Source organism: Kineosporia sp. NBRC 101677, from assembly GCF_030269265.1.
In the GTDB taxonomy this organism is placed as follows: Bacteria; Actinomycetota; Actinomycetes; order Actinomycetales; family Kineosporiaceae; genus Kineosporia; species Kineosporia rhizophila.
This window is the reverse complement of record NZ_BSTA01000002.1, coordinates 368,156-393,740: the sequence shown is the minus strand read 5'-3', so window position 1 is coordinate 393,740 and position 25,585 is coordinate 368,156. Positions and strand designations below refer to the sequence as shown.

The window sequence follows — 25,585 nt, the reverse complement described above, 5'->3', positions numbered from 1 at the left end:
CCGTTGATGTGCACCCCCCGGTGCACGTGGCACTGATCCTGCGGCCCCTCCTGTCACATCCGCGAGTGTTCGATGTCAGGACGATGGGATGACAACTGTCAGGACACCCCCTCCGGGGCGCCCGGACACCCGTCTCCGGAGCCCGCCTGGCCTCGGCGGCTGACAGTTGTCACCCGGACAACCTGTAGTCGTTCACCCCGCCCCAGTGACAGCCGCCCCTAGGCGCCCGTCCCGGCCGCTACGTACTGTTCTGCCATGCCCCACCGAAACCGCAAGTCGGGAAGGCAGTCTCGAAAGTTTCGAAAGCCCACCGGTGCCGCGAGGCGCCCGAGCAGGACGAAGGAGTGATGACGCGGTGCCCGACCCGACCAGCCTGACCCACCTCGCTGAGGTCACGACCGGCACGACCCGGTCCCGCGAGGGACGCGGCCGGCTGAGCGTCTTCCTCGAGGACGCCGGCCACCTGCAGACGCTGACCCGTCGCGGCATCGTCGGCCCCGAATCCGTGGTCTTCCTGCCGGATTCCGCCCCGTCGGCCGCACCGACGCTGGTGAATTACCAGGGCGGCCTCGGGACGCCGGGCGACCAGCTGTGGCTCGACGACTCCTTCGTGATGGAGGTCCAGTCGTACGCAGTGAGCGGCTTCCTCGCCGTGCACGGCCCGACCCTGCTGCGGATCTGCGGCCCGGAAGACCTGCTCGCGCTCGGCGCTGACGCGGTCGCCGCCCGGGACCTCGGCCGCCTGCCGCGAGTGGCCACCAGTCCGCTGGTGTACCTGGCCGACGGCCCGGCCCTGGGCCGGCCCGGAGCGCACAACCGCAGCCACCGCATCCACGTACGAGCAGACGGCACGGTGACGGTGTCGCCCACGGGGTCGCCGGTGGCCACCCTCGACACCCTCTCGGCCGACACCCTCACCCACCTCGCCGAGTCCGGGGCAGGGGCCGAGACGGCCCTGCGAGCGGTCGTCGACGACGCGGACCTCGAGCGGATCCACCGCGACATCCCCTACCTGACGCGCTATCTCGCCGTGGTCACGGCCGTGCGAGCGGCCCGGGCCTGCGGCGCCGAGGTCGAAGCAGTGTCCGGTTTCGGCCTTCGCCTCGACCCCCGGATCCCCCTCGACGACGGCACCGCGACCGCACAGCGGCCGGTGATCGTCCGGACCGCCGACGGCGCCCTGGTCGTCGACCCGGTCCAGGGCCGGATCGTGCCTCTGGACCTGGCCTCGGCCACCGCTCTGGAACGCCAGCTCGACGGCTCCGGCGACCCCGACGGGGCCCGGCTCGTCACCGCTCTCGGCGCCCGGGGGTTCGGCACCGGAATGGAGCTGGCGGCATGAGCACCACCGTCCACGTCGGCGCCGCCGTCGCTGCCCTCGGCGAGAACGTCCAGCACTGCGATCTTTACGACGAGATCGGCTCGGCGATGTACCACGACATCACTCTCGGGGACGACAGTGAGCTGCGCGAGATCCTGGCCCTGCTGCGATCGGCACCGCCGGGCCCGGTCCTGGAGCTCGCGGCGGGAGCCGGCCGGATGTCCCTGCCGATCGCCGCGAGTGGACGCCCGGTGGTGGCCCTGGACATGTCCCCGAGCCTGCTGCACCTGCTCTCGGAACGTGCGGACACCACGCTCGTCCGGCCCGCCCGTGACCGGGTCGAGCCGGTGGCCGGCGACATGGCCGACTTCCACCTCGGCCGCCGGTTCGCCGTGATCGCCCTCGGCAGCACCTCGATCACCCTGCTCTCGGCCGAGCAGCGGCAGGGCCTGTACCGCTGTGTCCGTGAGCATCTCGAGCCCGGTGGGATCTTCCTGGTCACCGTGCCGGTCCCCTCGCACGAGGCGGCCGAGGTGACCGACATCCACCGCATCGTCACCGGCTGGTCCGGCCGCGAGTACGACATGTACGACGCCATCGTGCCCGGCGAGGACCACCGGACGGTCACCGTGATCCTGCGCTCACCCCCGGACGAGGGGCAGCGGGTGCCGGTGGCGGTGTCCCGGCCCCGGCTGTTCGACGGCCGGGTGATCGGCACCGAACTGGCCGAGCACGGATTCAGCCATCGCACCGACGCGGCGATCGGCGACTGCACCGAGCGACTCGACGTACTGGTCCAGACCTGGGAGATGACGGCATGAGCCCGACCGCGCGACCGCCGGCCCTGTGGCCGGCCCTGATCCCCCGCGCCGACCACCTCCGGGAAGACCTCTGCCTGGTGGGTGCCAAGGGACACCGGGTGCGCTTCGCCGACGGCCGGGAGGCCCTGTGCGGCACGAGCGGCCTGTGGAACGTCAACCTCGGCTACGGCAACGAGGCGGTGGCCGAGGCCTCGGCCCAGGCCCTGCGGGACGCGTCCTATCTCAGCGTCTTCCGCTACAGCAACAGCTACGCCCGGGCCGCCGCCGAGACGGTCGTCGGTCTCGCCGGCCCGGACCGCTTCGCCCGGGTCCTGTTCTCCACGTCCGGCGGGGCCGCCAACGATGCGGTGCTCAAGCTCGTCCGGCACGTACATGCGATCGAAGGACATTCGGCGCGCCGGATCGTCATCGGCCTGCGCGGCTCGTACCACGGCCTCACCTACGGCGGTTTCTCGCTGACCGGTGAGAACCTGGGCCAGCAGCTCTACGGTGTCGACCCACGGTTCGTACGCCACGTGAACCCCAACGCCGTGGACGAACTCACCGAGGTCCTGGCCGAACTGGGCGACCGGGTGGCCGCCGTGGTGGTCGAGCCGGTCCTGGGCTCGGGCACCATCGCTCTGGACGACGACTACGTGGCCGCCCTGCTCGCCCTGCGGTCCCAGCACGGTTTCCTTCTCGTCGCCGACGAGGTCGCCACCGGGTACGGCCGCACCGGGCCGATGTTCGCCTCCTCGGCGTGGCCGGCCGCCCCCGACGTCCTGATCACCTCGAAGGGCCTGACCAACGGGGCCGCGGCCGCCGCGGCGGTCCTGGTGAGCCATCGGATCGCTCAGGCCTTCGAAGGCTCCGACCAGGTGCTGGTGCACGCCGAGACCCAGGCCGGCACCCCGGCCAGCTGCGCCGTGATCAGTGCGGTGGCCGAGGAGTTCGCCCGCCTGGACGCCCTCGGGAACGGGCAGCGCCTCGCCGCCGCCCTAGACGCCGGACTGACCTCGCTGGCAGACCGTCTACCGGTGCCCACCAGCGCTGCGGGCCGCGGACTCTTCCGCACCCTGCACGCCCACACCGCCGACGGAGCACCGGTCGGACCGGCCGTGGTCGCCCAGCTGATCACCGCCGTCCGGGAGGCCGGCGCGGTGGTTCACCCGGGACCCGGCGGTATCCAGCTGATCCCGGCCCTCACCTACTCCGAGGCCGAGGTCACCGAGCTGCTCGGCTGCGTGGAGCTGGGCTTCGCCCGGGTCGCCGCGAGCGGTGGCTTCGGCCGGCCGGAGTCACCGGCACCGGTCCTGGAGCGGGCGTCATGAGGGCCACCTGGCTGAGCGCCGCCCATGCCGTCGAGTCGGCCTTCGTCCGCTCGGGCCGCACCACCGTGCGACTCGTGGTCGACGCCGGGGTCGAGGGTGCTCCCGTCCACGGGCGGGTCCTCTCCTGGCTGGGCGTCCTGGGCGCCCGTCCCGCGGGGATCGAGACCCTGGTGGTTCCCAGCAGCAGTCCCGACCTGACCGGCCCGCTGCTGCCCCCCGGGGACGCGGACGTGACGGTTGTCGTCGGGGGCGGCGCGGTCCTGGACCGGGTCAAGCTCGCCACCCTCGACCACGACTACGCCGGCTGGACCCGCACCCGCAGCGGACTCGTCGCACTGCCGCCCGGGCCGGGCCGGAAGGCCCCCCTGGTCGCCGTCCCCACCACCCTCGGCACCGGGGCAGAAGCCAGTGCCGTGGCCCTGGGGCACCTGGGAGAGCGCCGGCTGCTGGTGATGGACCGCAGTCTCCGACCCACGGCGTACGCCCACGACCCGACGGCCTACCTGACCCTGCCCGGAGCGCTGCTGCGCGAGGGACTCGCCGAGATCCTTTCCCGGCTGGTCGGACCCGTCGTCGGGGACGCCGTCGGGGAGCCGCTCACCGACACGGTGTGCCTGGCGCTCATCGCCCGGCTGGTCGAGCGTGCCGACGAGGTGGTCACGGCGCTCGACGCCGGCCACGAACCGGGCCTGGCCGCGCTGGGTGAGGCCGCCCGGATCGGGGTCCTCGGCCACAGCGACCACGTGCAGCGTCCCCACCAGCCCTGGGCGGTCAAGCTCTGGGCCCTGGCCAACGAGGTGGCCGGCCTGACCGGTGGGGCGAAGATACCGACGACCGTGCGACTGTGGCCCGCCTTCTGGGCCGCGATCGACGCGGGCGCCGAGACCCTGGGCAGTCCGGCCCAGCTCCGCACCGTGTGGGACACCGTCCGCACGGCGCACCACAAGCCCTTGCCGGCCGAGCCCGGCGACGGGATCCGCGTGCTACTCACGCACTGGGGCGTCCAGGCCGACTCGTCGTGCGACGCCTTGCCCATCCCGCTCGTCACCGAGCGGGTGCTCCGGGCCTGGGGGGCGGGGCTTCCCCCGTACCAGGGCGTCCGGGCGGGGGACATCGGGCAGCTGCTCGAGCGAACCCGCACCATCACACCGGTCGGCACGTTCACCGACATCACCCCGCCGCGCACCGGCGCGGTGCTGACACGCTGAAAGGACGCGAGATGCCGGAGACCAGAGGCGCTTTCGAGCCCTATCCGGAGGGCCCCCAAAAACGACCCGCCATCCACCTCGACATCCAGGAACTCGAGCCGTTCGAGTCCCCGGACTGGGTGACCATGGGCAGCCTGGCTGCCGGCGGGGTCATCTTCCTGAGTGCGGTCGCGTTCGCGGTGGCCACCTGAGCCCTCAGGCGGCCACCTGACCACGGTCAGGCGGAACAGCACAACCGAAAATCACCGAGAGAAAAGGAAAACGCCATGAGCGAGAACAACACCCCGAAGCAGGCCGGCGCCGAGCCGGCCGAGCTGGAGCTGCAGGAGCTGGAGTCGATGGAGGCTCCCGGCTGGTGGACCGCGGGCGGCGTCGCCGTCGGCATCTCGATCACCGTGATCGCCGCCACCTGATCTGCCCGTCCCGCAGGAAAATCCGAGAAAACCCTTACCCGAAGGAGCATGACCATGCCGAACGCCGACCAGAACAACGAACTCGAACTGCAGGAGCTCGAGGAGATGAGCGCCCCCGGTTTCTGGGAGGGCGTCAGCGTCGGGGTGACGATCGTCAGCACGATCATCGCCGCGACCTGAGAGCCGCAGCACCCCTGAGAACGTCTGCCGAACCACCTGCTCGGGTCTAGACCACCCGATCACTGCACCAGCGCACCACTTCATCACCGGCCGGGACCTGTATCTGTTGGCGCAGTGCAGGTCCTGGCTGGTGATGCTACCCGCTGACCGCCGTCAGCGCGAGACCGCAAGCCCATCCGGATCGAAAAGGACATCACCATGCCCACGCTGTCTGTCCCCGCCGCCCTGACCACCGTGCCCCCCATCACCAAGCCGATCCTGCTGGCGTTCGGCGGCATCGTCGCGGTCCTGCCCGTGCTGCCCCTCTCGCCCGCCGCCCGCACGGCCAGCGCCATCGCCCTGGCGGGCCTGCTCACCGGCGCGCTCGGCCACGACGTGGCCACGAAGCGGCTGTCCCGATGACGACCCCCGTCATCCGGGTGGAGAACCTCACCAAGCAGTTCCGGGGGGTGCGCGCGGTCGACGACGTGACCTTCGAGGCCGCGCCCGGCCGCGTCGTGGGGCTGCTCGGCCCCAACGGCGCGGGCAAGACCACCCTGATCCGCATGGTGCTGGGACTGGCCGCACCCACGGCCGGGCGGGCCCTGCTGTGGGGCAAGCCCTACTCGCAACTGTCCGACGCCGGCCGCCGGGTCGGCGTCATGCTCGACGGGATGGCCCCGATCGCCGGGGCCAGTGCCCGCGACGAGCTGAAGATCTGGGCCTGTGCCCTCGGCCTGGCACCGGGCCGGGTCGAGGAGGTGCTGGCCCTCGTCGGCCTCACCGACGCCGCCGACCGGAAGGCCTCGGCCTACTCGACGGGTATGAAGCAGCGTCTCTCCCTGGCCGTCGCCATGCTCGGCGACCCCGAGCTGCTCATCCTCGACGAGCCGACCAACGGCCTGGACCCGGAGGGCATCACCTGGCTGCGCGGCCTGGTCCGGGGCCTGGCCGCCGAGGGCCGCACGGTGCTGGTCTGCAGCCACCTCCTGGCCGAGATCGAGCGCACCGTCGACGACGTGGTGGTGCTCGACAAGAAGATCCTCTTCACCGGCTCCGCCCCGTCCCTGGTCTCCCAGGCGGGCGGCCTGGAGGAGAGCTTCCTCGCCCTGCTCCGATCCCAGAAGGAGGAGAACCATGTCTAACACCACCTCCACACCGGTGACGCTCGACGCCACCCCGGCCGGTTCCGACCGGGGCCGGTTCGACCGGGTCGTGCGGTCCGAGCTGTGGCGGGCGTTGCAGGGCCGACAGCTTTTGAGCCTGTCGATCGGCGCCGTCGTGCTGTGCCTGCTCACCTCGTACGCGCTGGCCGCCCAGGTGCAGTCGGGCTCCTCCACGCAGGGCCCGGCCGAGCTCACCGAGGGCCAGGTGCGGTCCTGGATGATGACCTTCCTGCTGGCCGGCATCTTCGGCTCGATGCTGTTCACCCGGGACGCCCGGACCGGGGCGCTGACCCGGAGCATCCTGATGAGCAGCCGGAGCACCGTGTTCGCGGCCAAGATCGTGGTGAGCGCGGTGGCCGGCCTCGGTTTCGGCGCCCTCGCCGCGGTGATGGCGACGACCACCACCTACGGCATCAACACCGGCCTGGGCGTGCCGTTCTCGTGGACCGCGGAGGCCACCTGGATCACCCTCGGCATCGTGGCCTGCTGCGTGCTCGCCTCCGTCTTCGGTTTCTTCGTCGGGGTTCTCGCCCGCAGCGGCACGATCGCGCTGCTCGTCCTGCTCCTGCAGACCCTCCTGGTCGACCCGGGTCTGCAGCGCATCTGGCCCGACTTCGCCAAGTACCTGTTCACCATCGCGCTCAGCTCGGTCTACCGGGACGTGCTGCCGGACCTCCTGCCGCTCGCCGCCGGCGCCGCCGTCGCCGTGGCCTGGGTCGCAGTCCTCGGAGCGATCGCCTGGACCAGCTTCAGCAGAAAGGACGTCACGACCTCATGAACAGCAGCGGAGCCGTCAGCGGCACCCCGGGGCTCCGCAGCGCGGGTGGGCCGCAGGTCCTGGAGCGGGTCGGTCCGGACCCCCAGAGGCCGCGCCTGGCCGCCGGTGTCACGGTCGTCGAGCCCCTCGCCCCCGAGGCGCCGTGGATCATCCAGGACGGGCCCGACCGGTACTTCCGGGTCTCCCCCGACTTCGCCTCGGTCGCCAACTCCCTGGACGGTTCCACGCCGCTCGACGAACTGGCCTCCCAGCTCGGCGATCCCTGGACCTCCGACGACGTCTGGCGGACCTGGGAGCAACTGGTCGCCAAAGACCTGGTGGGAGACCGGGAACCGCGGCCGACCACCACGTCCGCCTTCAAGTACGTCCCTCCGCTGACCTTCCAGCTCACCGTGCTGGACCCGGCGAAGGTACTGACGCCGTTCACCCGGCTGATCCGGATGGTCACCGGCCACCGGGGTTTCACCCTGCAGATCCTGTTCGCCCTGGCCGGGATCATCTCGCTGGTCCTGCGTCCGTCGATGGTCTGGTCGGCGGCCACCACGCCGCTGAGCCTGACCTCCTACGGCGCCGTCGCCCTCAGCTTCGTGGTCGCCACCGCGATCCACGAGTTCGGCCACGGCGCAGTACTGGTCAGCCACGGAGGCCGGCCGAGCCGGATGGGGGTCATGCTCTTCTACCTGGCGCCGGCCTTCTTCTGCGACGTCAGCGACGGGTGGCGACTACCGGACCGCCGGCAGCGGGTACAGATCGCCTGCTCGGGCATCACCACCCAGGCGGTCGTCGGCGCGGTGGCCGCTTTCGCCTCGCTGCTGCCGGTCACCGCGCCGATCCGGCACGAACTGGTCCTGTTCGCGGCCGGTACCTATCTCGGCGGGATCCTCAACCTCATCCCGTTCGTGAAGTTCGACGGCTACCTCGCCCTGATGAGCCACCTGGACATCCCGAACCTGCGGGAGAAGGCGATGGGCGACGCCCGTCAGTTCGGGGCCTGGGTGCTCTTCGGAGCCCGCCGGGACCCGGAACTGCCGCAGTACCGCTGGGCGGTGGCGTACGGATTCGCCTGCATCGGCTTCCCTTTCGTGATCGTCCTGCAAGCCGTCTCGCTGTGGTCGAGGGCCCTGTCGCAGATCGGGATCGTCGGGCTGGTCGGCATGATCGTCGGAATCCTGGGCTGCGCCCTGGTGGTCGTCCGGGGCTGGCGGCGGATGATCACGTTCGCGGTGCAGACCGGAGCCCCCCGGCTCCGGATCGCGCTGGTCACCGGTGCGGCCGCCGCCGCCGTCCTGGCCGGCTCGGTCCTGCTCCAGGTGCCCCGCACGGTCCAGGGCGGGTACTTCACCGGGGCCGACGGTGCCGTCCACTTCATCATGCCGGCCGGCGCCCACGACGAACTGGCCCGGGGCGACCGGATCGAGCTGTACCGCAGCGGTGTCCTCGGCCGCCAGCTCGTCGCCGAGGCCCGGGTCGCCGACCCGACCTCGACCGCCCAGGTCGGGCCGATCAGCGCGGTGGCCCCGGTGGTCACCACGATGACCACGAAGTACCCGGACACCGTGCGCCTGGCCGTCGCTGCCGCACCGGAGGCGGCGAGCGGGATCGCCATCTGGCAGGGGCCGCAGATCCCGCTGTGGCGCTTCGCTCTCGACTCCTACATCAAGCCCCTCGTCTAGCGCCCGGAAGAGGCCCGCCATGGACTTCGGCATCATCGACTACTGCTTACAGAGGTCACCGTTCTTCGACGTGCCCTCGGTGACCGAGGCCGGCGACTTCGCCAAGACCGGCGAGCCTCTCCCGGACGGCTGGCTGCGCACGGCGGACGAGATCTGGTGCTACCAGCACCCGGCCGCCCAGGAGAGCCGTGAGCAGGGCTGGAAGGTGCACGTGTCGACCACGCCGGACGACGCCGAGAAGGTGCTCGACGTGGTCTGGTCCTACTGCCTGAAGCAGCTGGTCCCGTTCAAGTTCCTGCGCTCGCCGCAGCAGGTGCTGGCCCGCAACAGCAAGTACGCCGACCGCACCACCAGCGGCAAGTTCATCGCGATCTACCCCCGCACCGAAGGCGACCTGGCCGGCGTCCTCAATGATCTCGACCTGCTCCTGGCCGGTTTCGAGGGGCCGGCGATCCTCACCGACCTGCGCTACCGCACGGCGCCCGTCTACGTCCGGTACGGCGCGTTCGTCGAGCTCGTCGGAGCGGATGCGCACGGTCTGCCGGTTCCTTCGGTCCGTCGTCCCGACGGGGTGCTGGTGCCCGACGTCCGGCGGCCTTCGTTCTACGTCCCGGACTGGGTCACCCCTCCCGAGTGCGTGCTGGAGGCCCTGGAGCGACGACGGGCCGGATCCAGCCCTCTGCCGTTCAAGGTGCAACGGGCGCTGCACTTCTCGAACGGCGGGGGCGTGTACGACGCCGTCGACCGGGCCACCGGGGCCCGGGTGCTGGTCAAGGAGGCCCGGCCGATGGCCGGGCTGGACGAGCAGGGCCGGGACGCCGTGCACCGGCTGGAACAGGAGCGTTGGGCCCTCGAGGAACTGGCCGGGGCGCCGTACGTGCCCCGGCTGGTCAGCTACCTGCGCGGTGACCGGCACTACTACCTGGCCCGGGACTTCGTGGACGGCGACTCGCTGCTCACCCTGGTCCAGCGTCACCATCCGGATCTGCAGGGCGAGCGGGACCTCGACCGGGCGGCCTACGCCGACTGGGCGCTGACCGTCGGAGACCGGGTCGCTGCGGCTCTGCACGACATGCACGGGCGTGGGGTCGCCTTCGGCGACGTCCATCCGAACAACGTCCTCGTCGGGGCCACCGGCGAACCCATGTTCATCGACCTGGAGACGGCGAGCCGGACGGTCGACGACCAGCCACAACGCATCGGGGCTCCGGGTTTCCGGGCCCCTGACCACCTGCGCGGCACGGCCGCCGACCGGTACGGCCTGGCCTGTCTGAGGCTGGCCCTCCTCCTGCCGGCCACCATCACGCTGAGCTGGGGCCCGGAGAAGGTCTTCGACCTGCTCGAGGAGATCCACGCCCGCTTCGACGGCGCAGTTCCCCGCACCTTCGACGAGCAGGTCCTGGCCGATCTCGGCATCGACACCGCCCGGCCGGCCCGGGTAGAGGTGTCCGCCGACGACGTCACCGCGTTCACCCTGGCGAACGCCACCCCACGCCGCGACGACCGCCTCTACCCCAGCGCCGCGAACCTCTTCCGCACTCCCGGGGGCAGCCTTACCCCGGCCTACGGGGCCAGCGGCGTGCTGTGGGCGCTGCGCCGGCGCGGGAACGAGACCCCCGCCGAACACCTTGAATGGCTCGAAACCCGGCTTCCCCGGCTCGACTGCGGGCCAGGTCTGTTCGAGGGCTGGGCCGGGCTGGGCCTGACCCTGGCCGATCTCGGGCTCGAGGACTCGGCCCGCCAGGCCCTAGACCGTGCCCTCGAGCAGGCCGCCGACGACACAAGGGCCGACCATTCGCTGACCCGGGGCCGGTCCGGTGCCGGTGTCGCCGCCCTCCAGGCCGAGGCCCTCGTTCCCGGTGCGGCCGAGGCGGCCCTGGCGATCGGTGAGCACCTGATGGCCACCGAGGCATGGACCCGGATGGGCACCCGCCGCGGCACCCCCGCCTGGGGTCTGCTCGACGGTCCGGCCGGGCCGGCCCTGCTCTTCGTCCGGTTGCACGAACGGTTCGGATCGCCCGAACTGCTGACTGCCGCCCGCGCCGCGCTCAAGACCGAGCTCGACCTGCTCTTCCCGGGCGGAGGCGGGGCCGAGGCGCCCGTCGCACCCGGCCCCTGGCGCCGGCCCACGATCCACCGTGGCAGTGCCGGTACCGCAATGGTTCTCGCCGACTACCTGGCCCGGACCGAGGACACGGAGCTGGAACGCGCCCTGGCCCGGCTCGGCACGGCCCACGACCTGTGGCACCACGAACAGCCGGGCCTGTTCACCGGACGGGCGGGCATGATCGCTGCGCTACGCCACGTGGGCGCCCGCTGGCCCGGCCACGAACAGCAGATCGCCCGGCAGACCGAGCTCCTCGCCCTGCATCGGGTCACCGACCAGGGCGTGGCCGGATACCTGGGAGATCACGGGCTGAAGATGTCGTGCGACCTCGGCACCGGTTCGACCGGCATCGTCTGGGTGACCGAGGGCGGCACTGTCCCGTTCTGCTTCCCCGAGTGAAACCGTTCCCCCACCGCTGGAACTCAGGCGACCTTCGTGGCCCCGGCGGTGGGGCAGAGCGCCTCGAGGAGCTCCGCCGCCTCGTCGTACGCGGCATCCGGCCCCTCGAGAGCGTGAACGCCAGAGAGGTTGAGGACGACCTCGTCCACCCCGGCCTCGACGTAGGCACCGAGCCGCTCACCGAGCCCGTCCACGTCGTCATGAAGGAAGGCGCCACCGTCGAGGACGGCCTTGGCGGCCGGCCCCGGCCGGTCGATGTCGAACTGGATACCCGCCTTGGCCAGCATGTCCTGGTAGTGCGGGCCCTGGAGATGGCCGTAGTTGCTGGCCAGGACCGTGCGGTAGGGGTTACGACCGGGGCGGCGCAGCGCGACCGGGACCACGCTGCTGATCAGCGGCCGGGTCACTCCCGCTGACTCGGCGCCCTCACGCAGGGCGGGCTCGACCACCGATCCGACGTAGTCGGCGGGAGCGAGCCAGGTGACCGCGACGTCCGCGATCTCGCCGGCGAGCCGGGCCATCGCGGGCCGTAGAACCCCCAGTCCGAGCCGAACCTCGGGACTTTCCAGGCGGTGCAAAGGCATGCTCGAGGTAACCGTTTCGCCGGGCTCTGAAGTGTCTCCCGCGAGCAGGTCCCGAACGGCGGTGACGTACTCACGCACCGCCCTGAGCTGGCTGGCCGGCCGGGCACCGAGCAACTCTTGGAAGACGACCGGCCCGGGGCCCAGCCCGTAGACGACGGGGTGCCCGGTGATCTGCGCCAGCGAGCGTGCCTCCATCGCCGCCTGGAACGGGTGCTTCAGCGGCATCAGGGTCACCGACAAGCCCACCGGCACTCGGTGACCGGCTCCGGCGACATAGGCGAACGACTGCAGCGGGTCGAGGGTGACGGCCTGCCCCTGCCACAACCGTCCGGGTGACGGTTCGAGGAGAGCGGCCCACCGCACCAGCTCGCGGGGATCCTTGGGCATGAACGGCACCAGGAGCGACAGTTTCACTCGAGGCCCCCTTTTCGTGGTCATGGGCCCCGAGCGAGGCCGGATCGCTCGATCCTGACGCGCATCCGGGTGCGGATGAAGCGCGGGCGCCGGATTCGTGAGTCATGGCGGAGCGGTCGATGACAGGTGTCATGCCGAGGTCCTGACCACTGGCTCTGACGCGACGGCCCGCCGCTTCCTAGGCTGGTTGACGTACCGGTTGATCTTCGGGCCGACCGCCAGGCCCCCCGGAGGGGCGGAGAGTGAGGAGCAGCATGTCCAGCATCATCACCACCAAGAGCCCGGTCTTCTGGGTCATCGTCTGCGCGGGCGTGGTCCTGCCCGCGCTCAGCCTGGAGGGGCCCGCCCGGATCGCGGTGACGTTGTTCGTCGTCGCGTTCGTGGTCATCGGCTTCGTGCGGGCCCGGCGGCAGGGGCGCGGCGTTGCCGCGCGGAACTGACCCGGTGTCCGCCACCGAGGGCCGGACCGGCCTGCTGATCTGCGAAGAGGTCTTCCTGCTGCTGACCACCGACGCCGGCGTGCGGGAGGGCTTCGGGACCCAGCGCGGGATCGGTCTGACCGCCGCCGTCATCGCCGACCTCGCCGCCCTGGGCCGGGTCACGGCCGAGGAGGACAAGGAGCACCGGGTCCACGTCACCGACCCCACCCCGACCGGCGACGCCCTCCTCGACGAGACGCTCGCCCGGCTCGGGCAGCGCGACGGGGACAAGTTCGCCCAGCTCGTGCGCGACCGGAAGCTCAACCCGGAAGCGGCGGTGGGCAAGCGGCTGGCCGAGGCGGGGATCCTCGGTCTGCAGGACGCCCGCCTCGGTGGGCTGGTGCCCGCCAAGCACCCCACCCTCGACCCCGCGCCCGAGCAGGATCTGCGGGCCCGGCTGCGCACGGCCCTGACCGGCGGGGCGGCGACCGACCGGGACCTGTCGATCCTGTCCATCCTGGTCGGCCTGGGCGTGCACAAGACGGTGCTGGGGCCGGACCTGCCCGAGGTGTCCGCCCGCGAACTGCGAGACCGGATCAGCGAACTCGGCGCCGCCTCCCCCGCCGGGGATGCCGTGGCCTCGGCCATCCGCACCATCTCCGTGGCTGTCGCAGCGGCCGGGGCCATGGGCGCGATCGGCTCGAACTGAAACAGCCCTGAAGAACACCGACCCCGGCCACGTCCGCGGCCTGTCAGCCACGCGGACGTGGCCGGACCCCTGTCGAGCACAGCAGCATTGAGGACGCTCGCCAGGGGCTTGGCAGCCCCACTCACCTACCGCTCGGCACCAGTTCCCGACAGCACCGGAATTCCCTGCGCCGTGAGCTCATCCGCGGTGTCACTGGCGGCTCCGTCCGTCACCACGCCGGCAACCTCCGAAAGCGCCACCACGCCGTAACGCGAAGCGGTACCGAGTTTCTCGGCACTGGCCAGGACGTAGGTCTCCGCCGCCCGACGTGAGAGAGCGCGCTTCATGGCCGCCTCGTCGGCATCGCCTGTGGTCAGCCCGTGTACGGGATGCACGCCGGTGACCCCCAGCAGGAAAATGTCGGCCGAGATGCCGGCAGCGGCCTCGACGGCAGCAGCGCCACAGGTCACCGCCGAGTGCTTGAACAGGCGCCCACCGAGCATGATGACCTCGACCGCCGGGTGGTTCAGCAACTCGACGGCAATGGTCGGACTGTGGGTGACAACCGTGCACTCAAGATCCAGGGGCAGCGCTCGGACAACTTCGAGAGTGGTTGTCCCGCCGTCGAGAATGACCACACTGGAAGGCCGCACGAGAGTCACGGCGTGGGCCGCGACAGCGTGCTTGCTGTCGGGGGCGACGGTGGTACGCCCGTTGTAGTCGGCCAGAGCCGGAGAAACAGGAACGGCTCCCCCGTAAACCTTTTGACACAACCCAGCAGCGGCCAGCTCTCGCAGGTCGCGACGGATGCTGTCTTCGGACAGCCCGAGTTCGGCCGCCAGGTCCTTGGCCACGATCTTGCCGTCGGTGCGCAACCGGGTCAGGAGGAGGTCTCGTCGTTCCGCCGCCAGCATTCGCACTCCTTCACGTTCTTGCACGTTTGTTCACGATGCTTCTATCGTAGCGGTCATGACGAACAAGCCCATGATGATCCTGATCGCCGGCCCCTACCGTTCCGGCACCGGTGACGACCCGGAGAAGATGGCCGCGAACCTGGCCCGTCTCGAGGCCGCCGCCTGGCCGGTCTTCGAAGCCGGTCACGTGCCGATGATCGGCGAGTGGGTGGCCCTGCCGGTGCTGCGCTCGGCCGGGGCCGACCCCTTCGACCCGAACCACCCGCTGAGCGAGAAGGTCATGTACCCGACCGCGGAGCGCCTGCTCGAGCACTGTGACGCCGTGCTGCGCCTGCCGGGAGAGTCGAAGGGGGCCGACCAGGACGTGGCGATCGCGCACCGGCGAGGCCTGCCCGTGTACCACCGCGCCGAAGAGATCCCCGCACGCTAGTTCAGCAGCAGGTCGAATTTCTCCGCCTCGGCCCGTGCGGTGGTGTCGGAGACCAGCTTGGAACCGTTGTCCTGCACCCGCACGTACTCGTGGTCGACATCGGCCTGCAGCGTGACCGACCCGTCGTCGTTGCGCAGCACCCGGAACTTCTCCCACGGCCCGAGTGCGGTGCGGTTGGCGATCAGCGGCTCGGCGCCGGAGTTCTCAGCGGTGACCAAGGTGCTGTTCGCCTGGGCGCGCAGAGCGACCAGGCCCTCACCGGCGTCTTCGATCTCGAACTTCTCCCACGGCCCGGCCGAGGCGATGGTGGCGTTCAGCGGGGACTTCCCGTTCGGGTCGGCCTGCACCCACTTGCCGGTGGTGCGCGAGCGCAGGGCGATCGTGTCACCGTCGGCGGGCAGCGGTGACGAGGCGGTCTGGTGGCTGATCCCGAGCAGGAAGTTCAGTTTCGCCGGGGTGAAGTCGCTCTGCAGTCGGCCGCCCTGGGCCACGTCGGACAGGAATCCGGCCGGCTTCGGGTTGACCCCGTCGCAACTGCCGTTCGGGATGCCGATGTGCACCGAATTGTCTTTGTTACCAGTGATGGTGAAGTCTTTCACGCCGTTCACCGCGTAGCCGTAGCCCATGGTCGAACCCTCGAGCGTGTTGCCGGTGACCGTGCCTCCGGTGACCACGGTGTCGGTGCACGACCAGACCCCCGGGCCCATCGCCAGGCCGATCTTGATCAGCGCCCCGTCGGCCCGGACGGTGTTGTCCGAGACCACGGTGCCCTCGTAGTTCCCGTCCATCGGGCCGTAGTCGACCATGTTGATACCGCCCAGCAGCGTGCGGTTCTGGGCAATGATCGTGTTGTTGCTGACCGTGGACCCGGGGGCACCGAAGACCACGATGGCGCCGTCGGTGGCGTCGGTGATGGTGTTGTTCTTGACGGTGCTGGTGCCGCAGGCCAGGGAGATGCCGTCGGCCCAGCCGTCCGGCGTGCCGGAAGGCCCGATCTGGTTGCCGGTGACGCTCGCTCCCTGACAGCCGGGCACACCCTGCCGGACCACCCCTTCGGCCAGATGCAGGGCCGACCAGCCGCGCGGCTCGAGGAATCGGCTGTTCTCGACCACGAGACCGGTGACGTCGCCGCCGATCTCGACCAGGCCGCTGCCGCCCGCGATCCGCCCGAGGGCCGGCCGCCGGCCGTCGACCTGGATGCTGCGCAGCTTGATGCCGCTCTTGCCGCCGCCTTCGATCGCGGTGGCCTGCTCGGCACCGGTCACCCGCAGCGTGGCCCGGGTGTCGCCGCCGGGCCGGCCCTCGGTCTCGATGGACTGGTTGGCCGCAGAGAACTTGACGGGCTGGGAAAGGTCGAAGGTGGCCCCCGCGCACAGCGTAGCCACCGCACCCTCGCCCGACAGCGCATTCTGAATGTCCTGGCCGGTGCCGGACTCCAGGCAGCCGGCCGGGTTGGCCGCGGTAGCGACGGTGGTGCCGATCACTGCCAGGAGGCCGGCGGTGCCGACCGCAGCGGCTGCGAGGGTGCGTGGTCTGAGCACGGAAATTCCTTAACTGAGGACGTTTGTGGTGCGAAACGGCTCTCAGGCTAAGTATTCGTGCACAAAGGATCGGCAAACCGATCGATAAGGCGGATCTTCGTTCTTCTTGACCTGCCGGAGTGGTGCCCGCCACAGTTGTGAGGCAAGGCTTTACACCCGGAAACTACCCACCAGACCCTGCAGATGAGCGGCCAGCTGTTCCAGCCGAGCGGCGGCGTCCTGAGCCGTCTGGGCATCGTTGGTGGTCCGTGCGGCCACGGCCGAGACGCTCTCCACGGTGGTGTGGATCTCCTGGGCGCTGCGGGCGGCCTCGGAACTGTTGCGGCTCATCTCCTGGGTGGTGGCGCTCTGCTCCTCGACCGCCCCGGCGATGCTGGCACTCACCTCGTCGATCTGCCCCACCACGCCCTGGATCTGACCGATCGAGGAGGCCGCCGACTCCGTGCTCGAGCGGATCGCGTCCACCCGGTTGGAGATCTCCTCGGTGGCCCGCGCGGTCTGCAGGGCCAGTTCCTTGACCTTGGTGGCGACCACGGCGAAACCCTTGCCCGCCGCACCGGCCCGGGCTGCCTCGATCGTCGCGTTCAGAGCGAGCAGATTGGTCTGTTCGGCGATCGCGGTGATCAGCTGCACGGCCACCCCGACCTCGGCCGCCGTCGACTCCAGTTGCACCACTTCACTCTTCGCCGCCCCGGCCACCTCCACCGCCTCGGCCACCACGCTCGCGGCCCGGCCGGCGTTGCGGGCGATCTCACCGATCGCCGCGTTCAGTTCCTCACTGCCGGTGGCCAGTCCGTGGATGCCTTGCGTCACCACACCCGTGGCGGTAGAGGCTTCGCCGGCGCGAAGCGCGGTTTCGTCGGCAGCGCTGCGCAACCGGCCGGCCACCGCGGTCAGCTCGCCGGCCGATCCCGAGAGCGAACCCGAGGCGTCGTTGATGGACGAGATGGCCCGGGCCACCTTGGTGCAGAAACGGTTGAACGCGGCGCCCAGCTGACCGGCCTCGTCGTCCCGAGACTCGTCCAGCCGAGCCGTGAGATCCCCGTCCCCGTCAGCGATCTGGGCCATCCGGTCGCGAGCCCGCTCGAACGGGCGCAGCACCCATCGACTGATCAGGAACGTGACGATCCCCGCGGCGGCCAGGGCGAGCAGGGCCATCAGGACGGTCATGGTGCGCAGCCCGTGGGCGTTCGCCAGGACCGAGGAGGCGGGCACGGTGACCAGCAGCGACCACTTGTCCCCCGGCCCCAGGTTCAGCCCGTTCGCCACCACCAGCTCGTCGGTGCCGTCGAGTTCCAGCCACTGAGAGGTGCTCTCACCGGGCGCCAGGTCGCTCACGATGGCCGAGAGGGCCGCCGAGCTGTCGTTCAGTGCAGAGGTGGCCTCGAACCCGGCACCGCTCGCCACCACGGCGCCGGCCGTGCTCACCAGGGTGGCACGACCGGTGCCGTAGGGAGTGATCTTGGAGACCAGCTCCTGCTGGCTGTCCAGCAGGATGTCCACCCCCGCGACCCCCACCGTCCGGTCGCCGATGATGATCGGGACGGAGACCGAGGTCATCAGGACGTCCACCCCGTCGATGGCGTACGCGTACGGCTCGACGACCTTTTCCTCCCCGCTCTCGAGCGGGACGGTGTAGTAGTCGCTGCTCCCGTCGGTCGCGTCGTAACTGGTCAGCGCCTGCGACTTGTAGGAGCCGTCCGCCAGGTCGGTGTAGACGTAGGTGATGTAGCGGCCGCTGTCGTCGCTGTGGGGCGTGTTCACATAACGGGCGTCCTTGCCGTCGAAAGCGTTCGGCTCCCAGCCCGCCCAGGCTCCGTACAGATCCGGGTGCTCCTTGAGCGTGCCCAGCAGAGTCGCGTCCCCGATCGCCCGGCCGTTCGCCGCCGCGCGCTCGGCCACCATGGCGCTGGCCAGCCCCCGGGCGACCGTCAGCCCGTTGAGCAGTTGCGCCGCGGCACTGTCGGCACCCCGGCCGGCCAGTTCACCGGCATAGAGTTCGGCGTCCTCCTTGGCCCGCTTCTGCACCTGCAGCGTGACCACCAGAGTCAGCCCGCCCAGCGCGACGACGAGGGTGGCCACCACTCCGACCACAAGTCGCGCCTTGAGCGTCGACAGAAACTTGGGCATGGATGAGTCCGTTCTTTCCGTGGTGCAGGGCTCCTCGAGGCCCAGGGCCCTGACCTTGAGCGCGGGCCGTCAGGGGTTCAAGAACCCTGGGGTACGGTCCGACTCCCCCAACATGAGCGAGAAGATCGCCCCCGACGAGCACGTCTGCCCCGGCGAGACGGAGCCCGATCCCCAGGGCCGCACCGAACTGATCAACCCGACCAACAAGCGTCCGGACGGATACACCAAGACCTGCAGCACCTGCGGGGTGCGGATCGCGGTACGGCGCGTCGATCAGAGACTGCCCTACTGGGCCATGGCCTGAGGAAGTCAGACCTGGGTCGTAGACGGACAAGACTCAGGTCTGACGCCCCGCGCCTCTCGTTTCAGCAGGATGGGTGACTGTCGCAACACCCGTCCGAGCGAGAGGCAGTGCAATGAAGAGGAAGACCACGGCCGGAGTGCTGGTTCTGGGCGGGGCGCTGATCGGCGGTGCGCTGCTGGCCCCCGCGGCCCAGGCCGCCACCGGCTCTTCGTTCGTGGCCGCCGAACTGCCCAAGGCCGGGAACCAGACCGCCTACGTGCAGCGTGCCGACACGGTGACGGTCTACCGCAACGGCAAGGTGCAGGCCGAGCTCACCGTCGAGTCCGCCGCCCACCCCCGGGGCAAGGGCAAGCTGGTGATGACCGTCGAGGCCAAGAAGGACTTCTCGCTGCGCGCCGGCCAGTTCCTCTGGGAGGACGAGGGCGGTGCCGACAACGAGGCGGTCAACCCCGAGCGCAAGATCAGCGTGCCCGCCGACACCACCAAGACCGTCACCATCGCCTTCGACGGGGTGGGCGACGGCGACGCGATCTGGGTACCGAACGAGACCACCGTGGCCGGGGCCTGGCTGATCAAGGGCCGCGAGGTGGAGGGTGCCGCCAACCTGCTGCCCGCCAGCTACGTGCAGCGCGGCAGCACGGTCACCGTGTACAAGTCCGGCAAGACCGTGGCCCGGCTGACTCCCCAGGACGCCGTGCTCGAGGACGGCAAGGGCACCCTGACCGTGAAGGTCGAGGCGCTGAAGAAGTTCAAGGTCAACCCGGGCGCGTTCGTCTGGGAAGACGCCGACGGTGAGGACCACGCCGCCGCCAAGGGCCAGAAGAAGGTCACAGTCAAGGCCAGGAGCACCAAGACGATCACCGTGAAGTACGCCGACGTCTCCGAGGCCGGCGGGGTCTTCTGGGCCCCGCGCGAAGACCTCGTGGCCGGTGCTTGGAAGGTCGGCTGACCTCCCCGAACGCGCGCGAGGGGCCGCGGTGTCACCGCGGCCCCTCGCCGGACATCACCTGAGCATCACTTGAAGAGCTTGCGAGCCTTCCCGAGCTTCAGGAACACCGTCTCGCCGGTGGCGTCGTCGAGAGCATCGTTGTCGGTCGAGACGTAGACCTCGCCGTCACCGCCGATCGTCAGGCCCTCGAGCTTCTCCTGGGTCCAGCCGTTGGTGGCCTGCAGGTGAGGCAGCACGTCCACGGCCAGCTTCTTGGGCAGGACGGGCAGGGTGCCGGCGGCCGGGTCGGTCTTCGGCAGCTCGACCGTGTAGATCCGCTTGATCTTGGCGTTCGGGCCGTTGAGCTTGTCCCGCTCGATCACGGCCAGACGGCCGTCACCGACCGCGGTGATCTCGGACAGGCCGATCCAGTCGCCCGCAGTGGTGGTGGTCTCGAGCTGGTAGCCGAACCACGTCCACGTGCCGGTCTTCACGTCGTAGCGGCCGATCCGGGCCACGCCCTTGGGGTCGGTCGAGACCTCGCGCTGCAGAACGGCGTAGACGTGCTCGCCGGACTTGTCGCTGACCGCCGTGACTCCCTCGAAGCCCTGCGACTTCAGGCCCGCGGCGACCTCGGCCGGAAGCGCCACGGTCTTCTCGACCACGCCCTTGCGATCGAGGAGGACGAGCTTGTTCTCGGCCCCGGTGGCGCCCTCGACCGCGAGCCAGTAGCCACCCTGCGGGCGGGCGAAGATGCCCTCGGCGTCCAGGCCGACCGGCTTGCCGTCGGCGTCCTTGACCTCGAGGCGGTCCTTGACCTGGGCCGGGGTCCGGCCGGTGTCGATGGACAGGATCGCGGTCGGGCTGTAGGCCGCGTCGGTCACGCTGACCAGCGTGTCGGACTTGCCGGGGACGGCGGACAGGGCGCCCAGGGTGCCCCAGCCGATCGGCCGGCCCTTCTTCTCCTTGGACTCGATCTGTGGGAAGGCCGGGGCCTTCGAGCCGATCTTGAACAGGGTCACGGCCGAACGCACGCCGTTCTCGGCCTCGTCGGTCTCGCTGGAGACCGCCAGCAGACCGCGCGAGGGGATCGGCAGGATGCCCTCGGGCCCGTTGGTGGTGGGCAGCACCTGCACGAACTTCGGGTTCTTAGGCTTGTCCACGTCGTACACGGCGACGAAGTTGCTGCGCTCGGAGCCGACGAAGGCGTACTTGGTGCCGTCGAACTCGGCGGTGGCCAGGCCCTCGGGCTCGACCCCCTTGTTGTCGGCGCGGTTCTCGGAGTGCAGGCCGACCTGGATCGCCAGCTTCTCGAGTTCGTTGCCGGAGTCGTAGCTGACCTTGCCGGTGCGGCTGTCGAACACCGTCCAGCCGCGCGTGCCGCCCTTCCAGTCACCCTCGTTCGCAGTGGCCAGATAGCGGTCGTCCAGCCAGGCCACGGCGTCGGGCTCGCGCGGCAGGTCGACGATGCGGCCGCTCTGGTCGATCTTGCCGTCGTCCTTCACGTCGATGTCCTCGACGGTGGCCTTCCCCGCGCTGAACACCTTGGTGATCTTCTTGGCGGCCGCGTCGATCAGGACGATGCCGTTGTTCTCCTGCAGCGTGACCGCGAGGTCGCCGCGCTCGTTGAACGAGACGTACTCCGGCTCCGGGTCGACCGGGGTGTCCAGGCTGGCGGCCACGAACGACTTCAGGGCCGAGCCGTCCGGGTTCACCAGGTCCACCCGCGACGCCGTCCAGGTGGCCGGGTCGGAGGCCTTCTTCAGGTCGATGACCTGGACGAAACCGGCCGGGAGCTGCGGAAGGTCGCCCTCCTCGCCGCCCGCCGGGGTGGCCTCCTCGTCACGCTGGTTCTCCATCGCGATGGCCACCCGACGGCCCTGCTTGTCCACGGCGATCGAGTCCGGCTGGCCGCCGAGGTCGATGCTGCGCACCCGGGTACGGTCGGAGATCCGGACGATGTCGACCCGGCCGGAGGCCTCGGTGAAGCTCTTGCTGGTGTCCACCACGACCAGCACGTAGCCACCGACCACGGTGACCGAGGTGGGCTGGTCGTCGGCGTCGCCGAGTTCCTTCAGCGAGAGCGTGCCCAGCCCCTTGACCCGGCCCGGGTCGGAGATGTCGAGGAAGCCGATGCGCTTGCCCGCCGCATCGGTGTAGATCATCGTCCGGCCGTCCTCGGTGACGGTGGAGATCTCGGCCACCGTCTCGTCGCCGATCGCGTCGCCCGCGGGCCGGTTCTGGAAGACCGGGTAGGTGTCGGTGCGGTTGAAGAACTGCTCACGTGAGCCGGCGCTGGCCGACTGGGCCGCGGCGACGAACGCCGAACCCGCCAGGGCCGTCATCGTCAGGACCGCTACCCCGCGGCGGGCCCGGGCCCCGAACTGCTTCTTTCCCACGTCACTCCTCGTATCGTCCCCGGTCGCGACCACCGGGCAGCGCGGCCGGAGCCTGCCACGCAGGGGTGATCCACGCTCGTCCAGCGGATGAACGGGAGTCGACGAACAGCGTGCGGTGGCCTCAGATCAGGACTTCCAGGATCAGGTCGCGTACGGCGGTGGCCTCGAATGTGGCTGCGGAGACGGACGAGTCGGAGCACAGCAGGACCGGGCCGTCCGCCGGGTCGGCCGCTGCCCGGCCGTGGCTTCCCCGCACCAGAGCCCCGTCGAGCGGCACCACCTTCATTGCGTACCTCAGTCCGCTGAACTTCTTGGCCAGGGTCAGCGCGGCCCGGGCCTTCACGAAGCGGTCCTGCGGATCCATGAACAGTTCGGCCGGGTCGTAGCCGGGCTTGCGGTGAATCTCCACCCCCTTCGCGAAGTCCGGCGCCCGCGCATCGTCGAGCCAGTAGTAGTAGGTGAACCAGGAACGCGGCGCCGCCACTGCGACCAGTTCACCGCTGCGCGGATGGTCCAGCCCGTGTTCCTTCTTGCCGTCCGCATCGAGCACCAGGTCCACCCCGGGCAGCTGGGCCAGCAGATCGCGGACGCGAGGAACGTCGCGTGGATCATTCACGTAGACATGGGCCAGCTGATGGTCGGCCACCGCAAAGGCCCGCGAGACCCAGGGGTCGAGATACTCCATCCCGGCCTGGGTGTAGACCTCCAGCAGCCCTTCCCGGCGCAGCATCCGGTTGATGTCCACCGGCTCGTCGACCGCGGTGATGCCGTATTCCGACAGCACGACCACGGTGTAGCCGCTCTCCCGGGCATATTCGACGAGTTCGCCCGCCACTCCATCGATCTCCTTGGCCGCGGCGATCGCCTCGGCGCCGTCAGGACCGTAGCGCTGCAGGTCGTAGTCGAGATGCGGAAGGTAGCAGAGCGCCAGATCCGGTCTCTGGGTCCCGATCAGCCGGCGGGTCGCCTGGGCGATCCAGGCCGAACTGCTTATGGACGCTGTTGGGCCCCAGTACGTGAACAGCGGGAAAGTGCCTAGTTCGTTCGTCAGTTCGTCGCGCAGCGCCGGCGGACGGGTGTAACAGTCGGCGTCCTTCTTGCCGTCGGCGTGATAGATCGGCCGAGGTGTGACGGTGAAGTCGGTGCTCGCACCCATCGCATACCACCAGCACACGTTGGCCGCGGTGAGGTCGGGCCGATGACGACGTGCCGTCTCCCAGACCTTTTCGGCCTCGATGAGCCGATTGTGCTGGCGCCACAGATAGACCTCACCCTGATCGCGGAAGTACCAGCCGTTGCCGACGATTCCGTGCTCGGTGGGAAGCTTGCCGGTCAGATACGTGGCCTGCGCACTGCAGGTGACAGCCGGAAGAATCGTGCCCAGCCCGGCCTGGAACCCCGCGTGGGCAACGCTTGCCACCCGGGGCATGTGGGCCAGCAGACGCGGCGTGAGCCCGACGATGTTCAGCACCAGCACGGGATTCTTGCTCATCGCAGCGGCTCCAGTCCGAGTTCGGTGAGGCGGTCGGCGGTCCAGTTGAGCTCCCCGGCGATGCCTTTGGTGAGAGCCTGCGCCGATTGAGGACGATCGGCGCCAGGAAGCACGGACCACGTGTAGGTCTCGACATCGAGATGGTGGGTGCGCGCGCTCGGCCCGCCGACCAGGGCGCGCAGGGTGCTGCGCAGTTCGGGCTGAGTGGTGCGCTCGGTCTGGTCGAGCGGAAGGTGATAGTGCACCCGCCACTCCTGCTGGGGGTCGAACGACTCACCCGTGTGCTCGGTGAGGTCGTCCTCGCCGTACCCGTCCCGCTGCCGGATCTGGTGCATGAACCGGGGTTCGGCGAAGTCCTTCAGCCAGCTACGGTCAGATTCGTTCACCCGCAGAGCATTCGAGACCTGAGCCTTGAACACGGAGACCTTCTCGGCGTCGCACAGATCCAGCACACCTTCGTCCTCGAACTGAGTGGCGAGGTGACAGGCGTCCAAACACATCCCGATCCACTCGGGAACCGCGAGCCGAGAGACTGCCCGGACACCGGCGTCCATGGTTTCGACCACACACCCAGGTTCCGGCTCCACGGCCAGCCGCACCGGCCGTCCGAAATCTCTGGCCAGGGCCTGAAGCTCGTCGGCAACCTGATGCATCGGCTCGTCCGCCGAAGCCGTTCCTTCCGGAAAGCGCGTGCGCCAGCCGAACGGGAGGGTGGAGATACTGCCTTCGACGGCATCTTCGGGAAGAAGCCGATGCAGCACCCGGGCGAGATCTACGGTGTACTCGAGGCGTTCGGGTTCGAGCCAGTCCGGGCGGTAGACCGCGCCTTTCACCACCTCGGCCTGGAACGCTCGATAAGGGAAGCCGTTGAGGGTGACGACCTCCAACTGCTCCTCCCGCAGCGCGCTCCTGAGCAGGCCCAGAGCTCGAGCGTCCGAGGCCAGCAGTCGCGCGACCGGTGCGGGCAGCCACAGGCCGACGCCCAGCAGCGGCCAGCCGAGCAGACGTCGCACCGGCCCGGCAAACGTGTGCAACTGAGCAATGATGCCGACCAGGTCTTCGGCCGGATGCATGTTGGTGCAGTACGAAAGGTGCACCGTGCTGCCGTCCGGGTGCCGGAACCTCATCAGGGCCGCTCCCCGCGCAGGATCGAGTTGCCCTGCGAGAGTTCGTCGTTCTTCACCGCATCGAGATCGAGTCGCCCGCTCTGCGCGAAGAACGTGACCGGGTTGTCCCAGACCACGCGGGCCACCTCATCCTCGGGAAAACCGCCGTCCAGCATGGCCTGCGCCGTCTTGGCCACTTTCAGCGGATCGCTGCGCCCCCAGTCTGCGGCCGAGTTCACCACCAGCCGCTGCGTGCCCAGTTCGCGGGCGAGCAGGACCATCCGGCGCTCGTCCATCTTGGTGTCCGGATAGATCGAGAAACCCGCCCAGACCCCCGCGTCGAGAACGACCTTGGCCGTGAGCTCGTTGTTGTGGTCGACCAGCACCCGCTCGGGCGCGATCCCGGACTCCTTCACCACGTCGAGGGTGCGCCGGGTCCCGGCCAGCTTGTCCCGATGCGGCGTGTGCACCAGCACCGGCAGCTCGAACTCGACGGCCAGCGCGAGATGGGCGGCCAGCAGTTCGTCCTCCGCCGGGGTGATCGAGTCGTACCCGGTCTCCCCCACCCCGACCACGCCGTCCTTGGCCAGGTAGCGAGGCAGGATGTCCATCACCTCGGCGCGGAAACCGGGATCGTTGGCCTCTTTCGGGTTGAGGGCGATGGTGCAGTGGTGGGCGATGCCGAACTGGGCCGCCCGGTACCGTTCCCAGCCGATCAGCGCGTTGAAGTAGTCGACGAACGAACCGGCGCTGGAGCGCGGTTGCCCGAGCCAAAAGGCCGGCTCGACCAGCGCGGTCACGCCGGCCGCCGCCATCGCCTCGTAGTCGTCGGTGGTGCGGGAGGTCATGTGGATGTGAGGTTCGAAGATGCGCATGGCCAG

At 70.0% G+C, this 25,585-nt stretch carries 25 protein-coding genes; 17 read left to right on the top strand and 8 right to left on the bottom strand.

Annotation, left to right across the window (positions count from 1 at the left end; all coding sequences use genetic code 11):
- Positions 1-355 precede the first annotated feature (355 nt).
- From mpaB to lanKC, 12 genes are all read left to right on the top strand, one after another.
- Entirely contained in the window at positions 356-1,342 is a 987-nt protein-coding gene (gene mpaB / locus QSK18_RS07275) for a daptide biosynthesis RiPP recognition protein (RefSeq protein WP_285617385.1), read from the top strand.
- Positions 1,339-2,142, top strand: coding sequence for a daptide-type RiPP biosynthesis methyltransferase (gene mpaM, locus QSK18_RS07270; RefSeq protein ID WP_232813868.1), 804 nt, complete (start codon positions 1,339-1,341; stop codon positions 2,140-2,142). The genes mpaB and mpaM overlap by 4 nt, the downstream gene beginning before the upstream one ends.
- Complete coding sequence (gene mpaD, locus QSK18_RS07265) at positions 2,139-3,452, top strand: daptide-type RiPP biosynthesis aminotransferase (protein WP_285617382.1); 1,314 nt, start codon at positions 2,139-2,141, stop codon at positions 3,450-3,452. Before mpaM ends, mpaD begins: the two co-directional genes overlap by 4 nt.
- Positions 3,449-4,660, top strand: coding sequence for an iron-containing alcohol dehydrogenase (locus QSK18_RS07260; RefSeq protein WP_285617380.1), 1,212 nt, complete (start codon positions 3,449-3,451; stop codon positions 4,658-4,660). Before mpaD ends, QSK18_RS07260 begins: the two co-directional genes overlap by 4 nt.
- Positions 4,661-4,671: 11 nt before the next feature.
- On the top strand, positions 4,672-4,851 hold the full coding sequence (locus QSK18_RS07255) for a hypothetical protein (protein WP_232813871.1): 180 nt from the start codon (positions 4,672-4,674) through the stop codon (positions 4,849-4,851).
- A gap of 75 nt (positions 4,852-4,926) precedes the next feature.
- Positions 4,927-5,073, top strand: a complete 147-nt coding sequence (locus tag QSK18_RS07250) for a daptide-type RiPP (protein WP_232813872.1) — start codon at positions 4,927-4,929, stop codon at positions 5,071-5,073.
- A 54-nt stretch (positions 5,074-5,127) separates the two neighbouring features.
- The gene (locus QSK18_RS07245) at positions 5,128-5,253 is read left to right on the top strand and encodes a daptide-type RiPP (RefSeq protein ID WP_269810923.1); all 126 of its coding nucleotides are present in this window, start codon (positions 5,128-5,130) and stop codon (positions 5,251-5,253) included.
- Positions 5,254-5,451: 198 nt separating this feature from the next.
- The gene (locus QSK18_RS07240; protein WP_232813873.1) at positions 5,452-5,655 is read left to right on the top strand and encodes a hypothetical protein; all 204 of its coding nucleotides are present in this window, start codon (positions 5,452-5,454) and stop codon (positions 5,653-5,655) included.
- Positions 5,652-6,377, top strand: a complete 726-nt coding sequence (locus QSK18_RS07235) for an ABC transporter ATP-binding protein (RefSeq protein WP_232813874.1) — start codon at positions 5,652-5,654, stop codon at positions 6,375-6,377. Before QSK18_RS07240 ends, QSK18_RS07235 begins: the two co-directional genes overlap by 4 nt.
- Positions 6,370-7,176 carry a hypothetical protein gene (locus QSK18_RS07230; RefSeq protein WP_232813875.1) on the top strand — a complete coding sequence of 269 codons (807 nt, stop codon included), beginning with the start codon at positions 6,370-6,372 and terminating at the stop codon, positions 7,174-7,176. Before QSK18_RS07235 ends, QSK18_RS07230 begins: the two co-directional genes overlap by 8 nt.
- Positions 7,173-8,849, top strand: coding sequence for a daptide biosynthesis intramembrane metalloprotease (gene mpaP / locus QSK18_RS07225; RefSeq protein ID WP_285617375.1), 1,677 nt, complete (start codon positions 7,173-7,175; stop codon positions 8,847-8,849). Before QSK18_RS07230 ends, mpaP begins: the two co-directional genes overlap by 4 nt.
- A gap of 19 nt (positions 8,850-8,868) precedes the next feature.
- Positions 8,869-11,355: a class III lanthionine synthetase LanKC gene (gene lanKC / locus QSK18_RS07220; protein WP_285617373.1), complete on the top strand. Its 2,487-nt coding sequence runs from the start codon at positions 8,869-8,871 to the stop codon at positions 11,353-11,355.
- A 23-nt stretch (positions 11,356-11,378) separates the two neighbouring features.
- On the opposite strand, the gene QSK18_RS07215 is transcribed toward lanKC, so the two are convergent.
- Positions 11,379-12,353: an LLM class flavin-dependent oxidoreductase gene (locus tag QSK18_RS07215; protein WP_232813878.1), complete on the bottom strand. Its 975-nt coding sequence runs from the start codon at positions 12,351-12,353 to the stop codon at positions 11,379-11,381.
- Positions 12,354-12,607: 254 nt separating this feature from the next.
- Here QSK18_RS07215 and QSK18_RS07210 point away from each other — a divergent pair, with 254 nt between their 5' ends.
- Entirely contained in the window at positions 12,608-12,793 is a 186-nt protein-coding gene (locus QSK18_RS07210) for a hypothetical protein (protein ID WP_232813879.1), read from the top strand.
- Between the two features lie 4 nt (positions 12,794-12,797).
- Entirely contained in the window at positions 12,798-13,481 is a 684-nt protein-coding gene (locus QSK18_RS07205) for a GOLPH3/VPS74 family protein (RefSeq protein ID WP_232813880.1), read from the top strand.
- Positions 13,482-13,606: 125 nt separating this feature from the next.
- Here the strand turns inward: QSK18_RS07205 and QSK18_RS07200 are convergent, their stop codons facing one another.
- On the bottom strand, positions 13,607-14,374 hold the full coding sequence (locus tag QSK18_RS07200; RefSeq protein ID WP_269810925.1) for a DeoR/GlpR family DNA-binding transcription regulator: 768 nt from the start codon (positions 14,372-14,374) through the stop codon (positions 13,607-13,609).
- A gap of 55 nt (positions 14,375-14,429) precedes the next feature.
- Between QSK18_RS07200 and QSK18_RS07195 the strand changes: the two genes are divergently transcribed.
- Positions 14,430-14,804 carry a DUF4406 domain-containing protein gene (locus QSK18_RS07195; protein ID WP_285617369.1) on the top strand — a complete coding sequence of 125 codons (375 nt, stop codon included), beginning with the start codon at positions 14,430-14,432 and terminating at the stop codon, positions 14,802-14,804.
- Here QSK18_RS07195 and QSK18_RS07190 read toward each other — a convergent pair.
- Both QSK18_RS07190 and QSK18_RS07185 read right to left on the bottom strand, forming a co-directional pair.
- A complete protein-coding gene (locus QSK18_RS07190) occupies positions 14,801-16,345 on the bottom strand; it encodes a right-handed parallel beta-helix repeat-containing protein (protein WP_232813883.1) in 1,545 nt (514 codons plus the stop codon). The genes QSK18_RS07195 and QSK18_RS07190 overlap by 4 nt on opposite strands.
- Positions 16,346-16,495: 150 nt before the next feature.
- A complete protein-coding gene (locus QSK18_RS07185; RefSeq protein WP_285617366.1) occupies positions 16,496-18,475 on the bottom strand; it encodes a methyl-accepting chemotaxis protein in 1,980 nt (659 codons plus the stop codon).
- Between the two features lie 112 nt (positions 18,476-18,587).
- Here QSK18_RS07185 and QSK18_RS07180 point away from each other — a divergent pair, with 112 nt between their 5' ends.
- Both QSK18_RS07180 and QSK18_RS07175 read left to right on the top strand, forming a co-directional pair.
- Complete coding sequence (locus QSK18_RS07180) at positions 18,588-18,779, top strand: hypothetical protein (RefSeq protein WP_285617364.1); 192 nt, start codon at positions 18,588-18,590, stop codon at positions 18,777-18,779.
- Between the two features lie 112 nt (positions 18,780-18,891).
- A complete protein-coding gene (locus QSK18_RS07175) occupies positions 18,892-19,728 on the top strand; it encodes a hypothetical protein (protein ID WP_285617363.1) in 837 nt (278 codons plus the stop codon).
- A gap of 65 nt (positions 19,729-19,793) precedes the next feature.
- Here the strand turns inward: QSK18_RS07175 and QSK18_RS07170 are convergent, their stop codons facing one another.
- The 4 genes from QSK18_RS07170 to QSK18_RS07155 form a co-directional block, all read right to left on the bottom strand.
- Positions 19,794-22,052, bottom strand: coding sequence for an esterase-like activity of phytase family protein (locus QSK18_RS07170; RefSeq protein WP_352396488.1), 2,259 nt, complete (start codon positions 22,050-22,052; stop codon positions 19,794-19,796).
- 175 nt (positions 22,053-22,227) lie between these two features.
- The gene (locus tag QSK18_RS07165; RefSeq protein ID WP_285617358.1) at positions 22,228-23,598 is read right to left on the bottom strand and encodes an alkaline phosphatase family protein; all 1,371 of its coding nucleotides are present in this window, start codon (positions 23,596-23,598) and stop codon (positions 22,228-22,230) included.
- Complete coding sequence (gene eboE, locus QSK18_RS07160; RefSeq protein WP_285617356.1) at positions 23,595-24,725, bottom strand: metabolite traffic protein EboE; 1,131 nt, start codon at positions 24,723-24,725, stop codon at positions 23,595-23,597. Before eboE ends, QSK18_RS07165 begins: the two co-directional genes overlap by 4 nt.
- The gene (locus tag QSK18_RS07155; protein WP_232813890.1) at positions 24,725-25,579 is read right to left on the bottom strand and encodes a TatD family hydrolase; all 855 of its coding nucleotides are present in this window, start codon (positions 25,577-25,579) and stop codon (positions 24,725-24,727) included. Before QSK18_RS07155 ends, eboE begins: the two co-directional genes overlap by 1 nt.
- Positions 25,580-25,585: the final 6 nt, after the last annotated feature.

What these genes read in the sequence shown, in the direction of transcription:
- QSK18_RS07165 (WP_285617358.1), bottom strand. Translation starts at nt 23,598, where the DNA reads ATGAGCAAGAATCCCGTGCTGGTGCTGAACATCGTCGGGCTCACGCCG.
- lanKC (WP_285617373.1), top strand. Translation starts at nt 8,869, where the DNA reads ATGGACTTCGGCATCATCGACTACTGCTTACAGAGGTCACCGTTCTTC.
- QSK18_RS07170 (WP_352396488.1), bottom strand. Translation starts at nt 22,052, where the DNA reads ATGACGGCCCTGGCGGGTTCGGCGTTCGTCGCCGCGGCCCAGTCGGCC.
- QSK18_RS07260 (WP_285617380.1), top strand. Translation starts at nt 3,449, where the DNA reads ATGAGGGCCACCTGGCTGAGCGCCGCCCATGCCGTCGAGTCGGCCTTC.
- mpaD (WP_285617382.1), top strand. Translation starts at nt 2,139, where the DNA reads ATGAGCCCGACCGCGCGACCGCCGGCCCTGTGGCCGGCCCTGATCCCC.
- QSK18_RS07240 (WP_232813873.1), top strand. Translation starts at nt 5,452, where the DNA reads ATGCCCACGCTGTCTGTCCCCGCCGCCCTGACCACCGTGCCCCCCATC.
- QSK18_RS07175 (WP_285617363.1), top strand. Translation starts at nt 18,892, where the DNA reads ATGAAGAGGAAGACCACGGCCGGAGTGCTGGTTCTGGGCGGGGCGCTG.
- QSK18_RS07210 (WP_232813879.1), top strand. Translation starts at nt 12,608, where the DNA reads ATGTCCAGCATCATCACCACCAAGAGCCCGGTCTTCTGGGTCATCGTC.
- mpaP (WP_285617375.1), top strand. Translation starts at nt 7,173, where the DNA reads ATGAACAGCAGCGGAGCCGTCAGCGGCACCCCGGGGCTCCGCAGCGCG.
- QSK18_RS07230 (WP_232813875.1), top strand. Translation starts at nt 6,370, where the DNA reads ATGTCTAACACCACCTCCACACCGGTGACGCTCGACGCCACCCCGGCC.
- QSK18_RS07250 (WP_232813872.1), top strand. Translation starts at nt 4,927, where the DNA reads ATGAGCGAGAACAACACCCCGAAGCAGGCCGGCGCCGAGCCGGCCGAG.
- QSK18_RS07255 (WP_232813871.1), top strand. Translation starts at nt 4,672, where the DNA reads ATGCCGGAGACCAGAGGCGCTTTCGAGCCCTATCCGGAGGGCCCCCAA.
- QSK18_RS07185 (WP_285617366.1), bottom strand. Translation starts at nt 18,475, where the DNA reads ATGCCCAAGTTTCTGTCGACGCTCAAGGCGCGACTTGTGGTCGGAGTG.
- QSK18_RS07235 (WP_232813874.1), top strand. Translation starts at nt 5,652, where the DNA reads ATGACGACCCCCGTCATCCGGGTGGAGAACCTCACCAAGCAGTTCCGG.
- QSK18_RS07195 (WP_285617369.1), top strand. Translation starts at nt 14,430, where the DNA reads ATGACGAACAAGCCCATGATGATCCTGATCGCCGGCCCCTACCGTTCC.
- eboE (WP_285617356.1), bottom strand. Translation starts at nt 24,725, where the DNA reads ATGAGGTTCCGGCACCCGGACGGCAGCACGGTGCACCTTTCGTACTGC.
- mpaM (WP_232813868.1), top strand. Translation starts at nt 1,339, where the DNA reads ATGAGCACCACCGTCCACGTCGGCGCCGCCGTCGCTGCCCTCGGCGAG.
- QSK18_RS07155 (WP_232813890.1), bottom strand. Translation starts at nt 25,579, where the DNA reads ATGCGCATCTTCGAACCTCACATCCACATGACCTCCCGCACCACCGAC.
- QSK18_RS07245 (WP_269810923.1), top strand. Translation starts at nt 5,128, where the DNA reads ATGCCGAACGCCGACCAGAACAACGAACTCGAACTGCAGGAGCTCGAG.
- QSK18_RS07180 (WP_285617364.1), top strand. Translation starts at nt 18,588, where the DNA reads ATGAGCGAGAAGATCGCCCCCGACGAGCACGTCTGCCCCGGCGAGACG.
- QSK18_RS07200 (WP_269810925.1), bottom strand. Translation starts at nt 14,374, where the DNA reads ATGCTGGCGGCGGAACGACGAGACCTCCTCCTGACCCGGTTGCGCACC.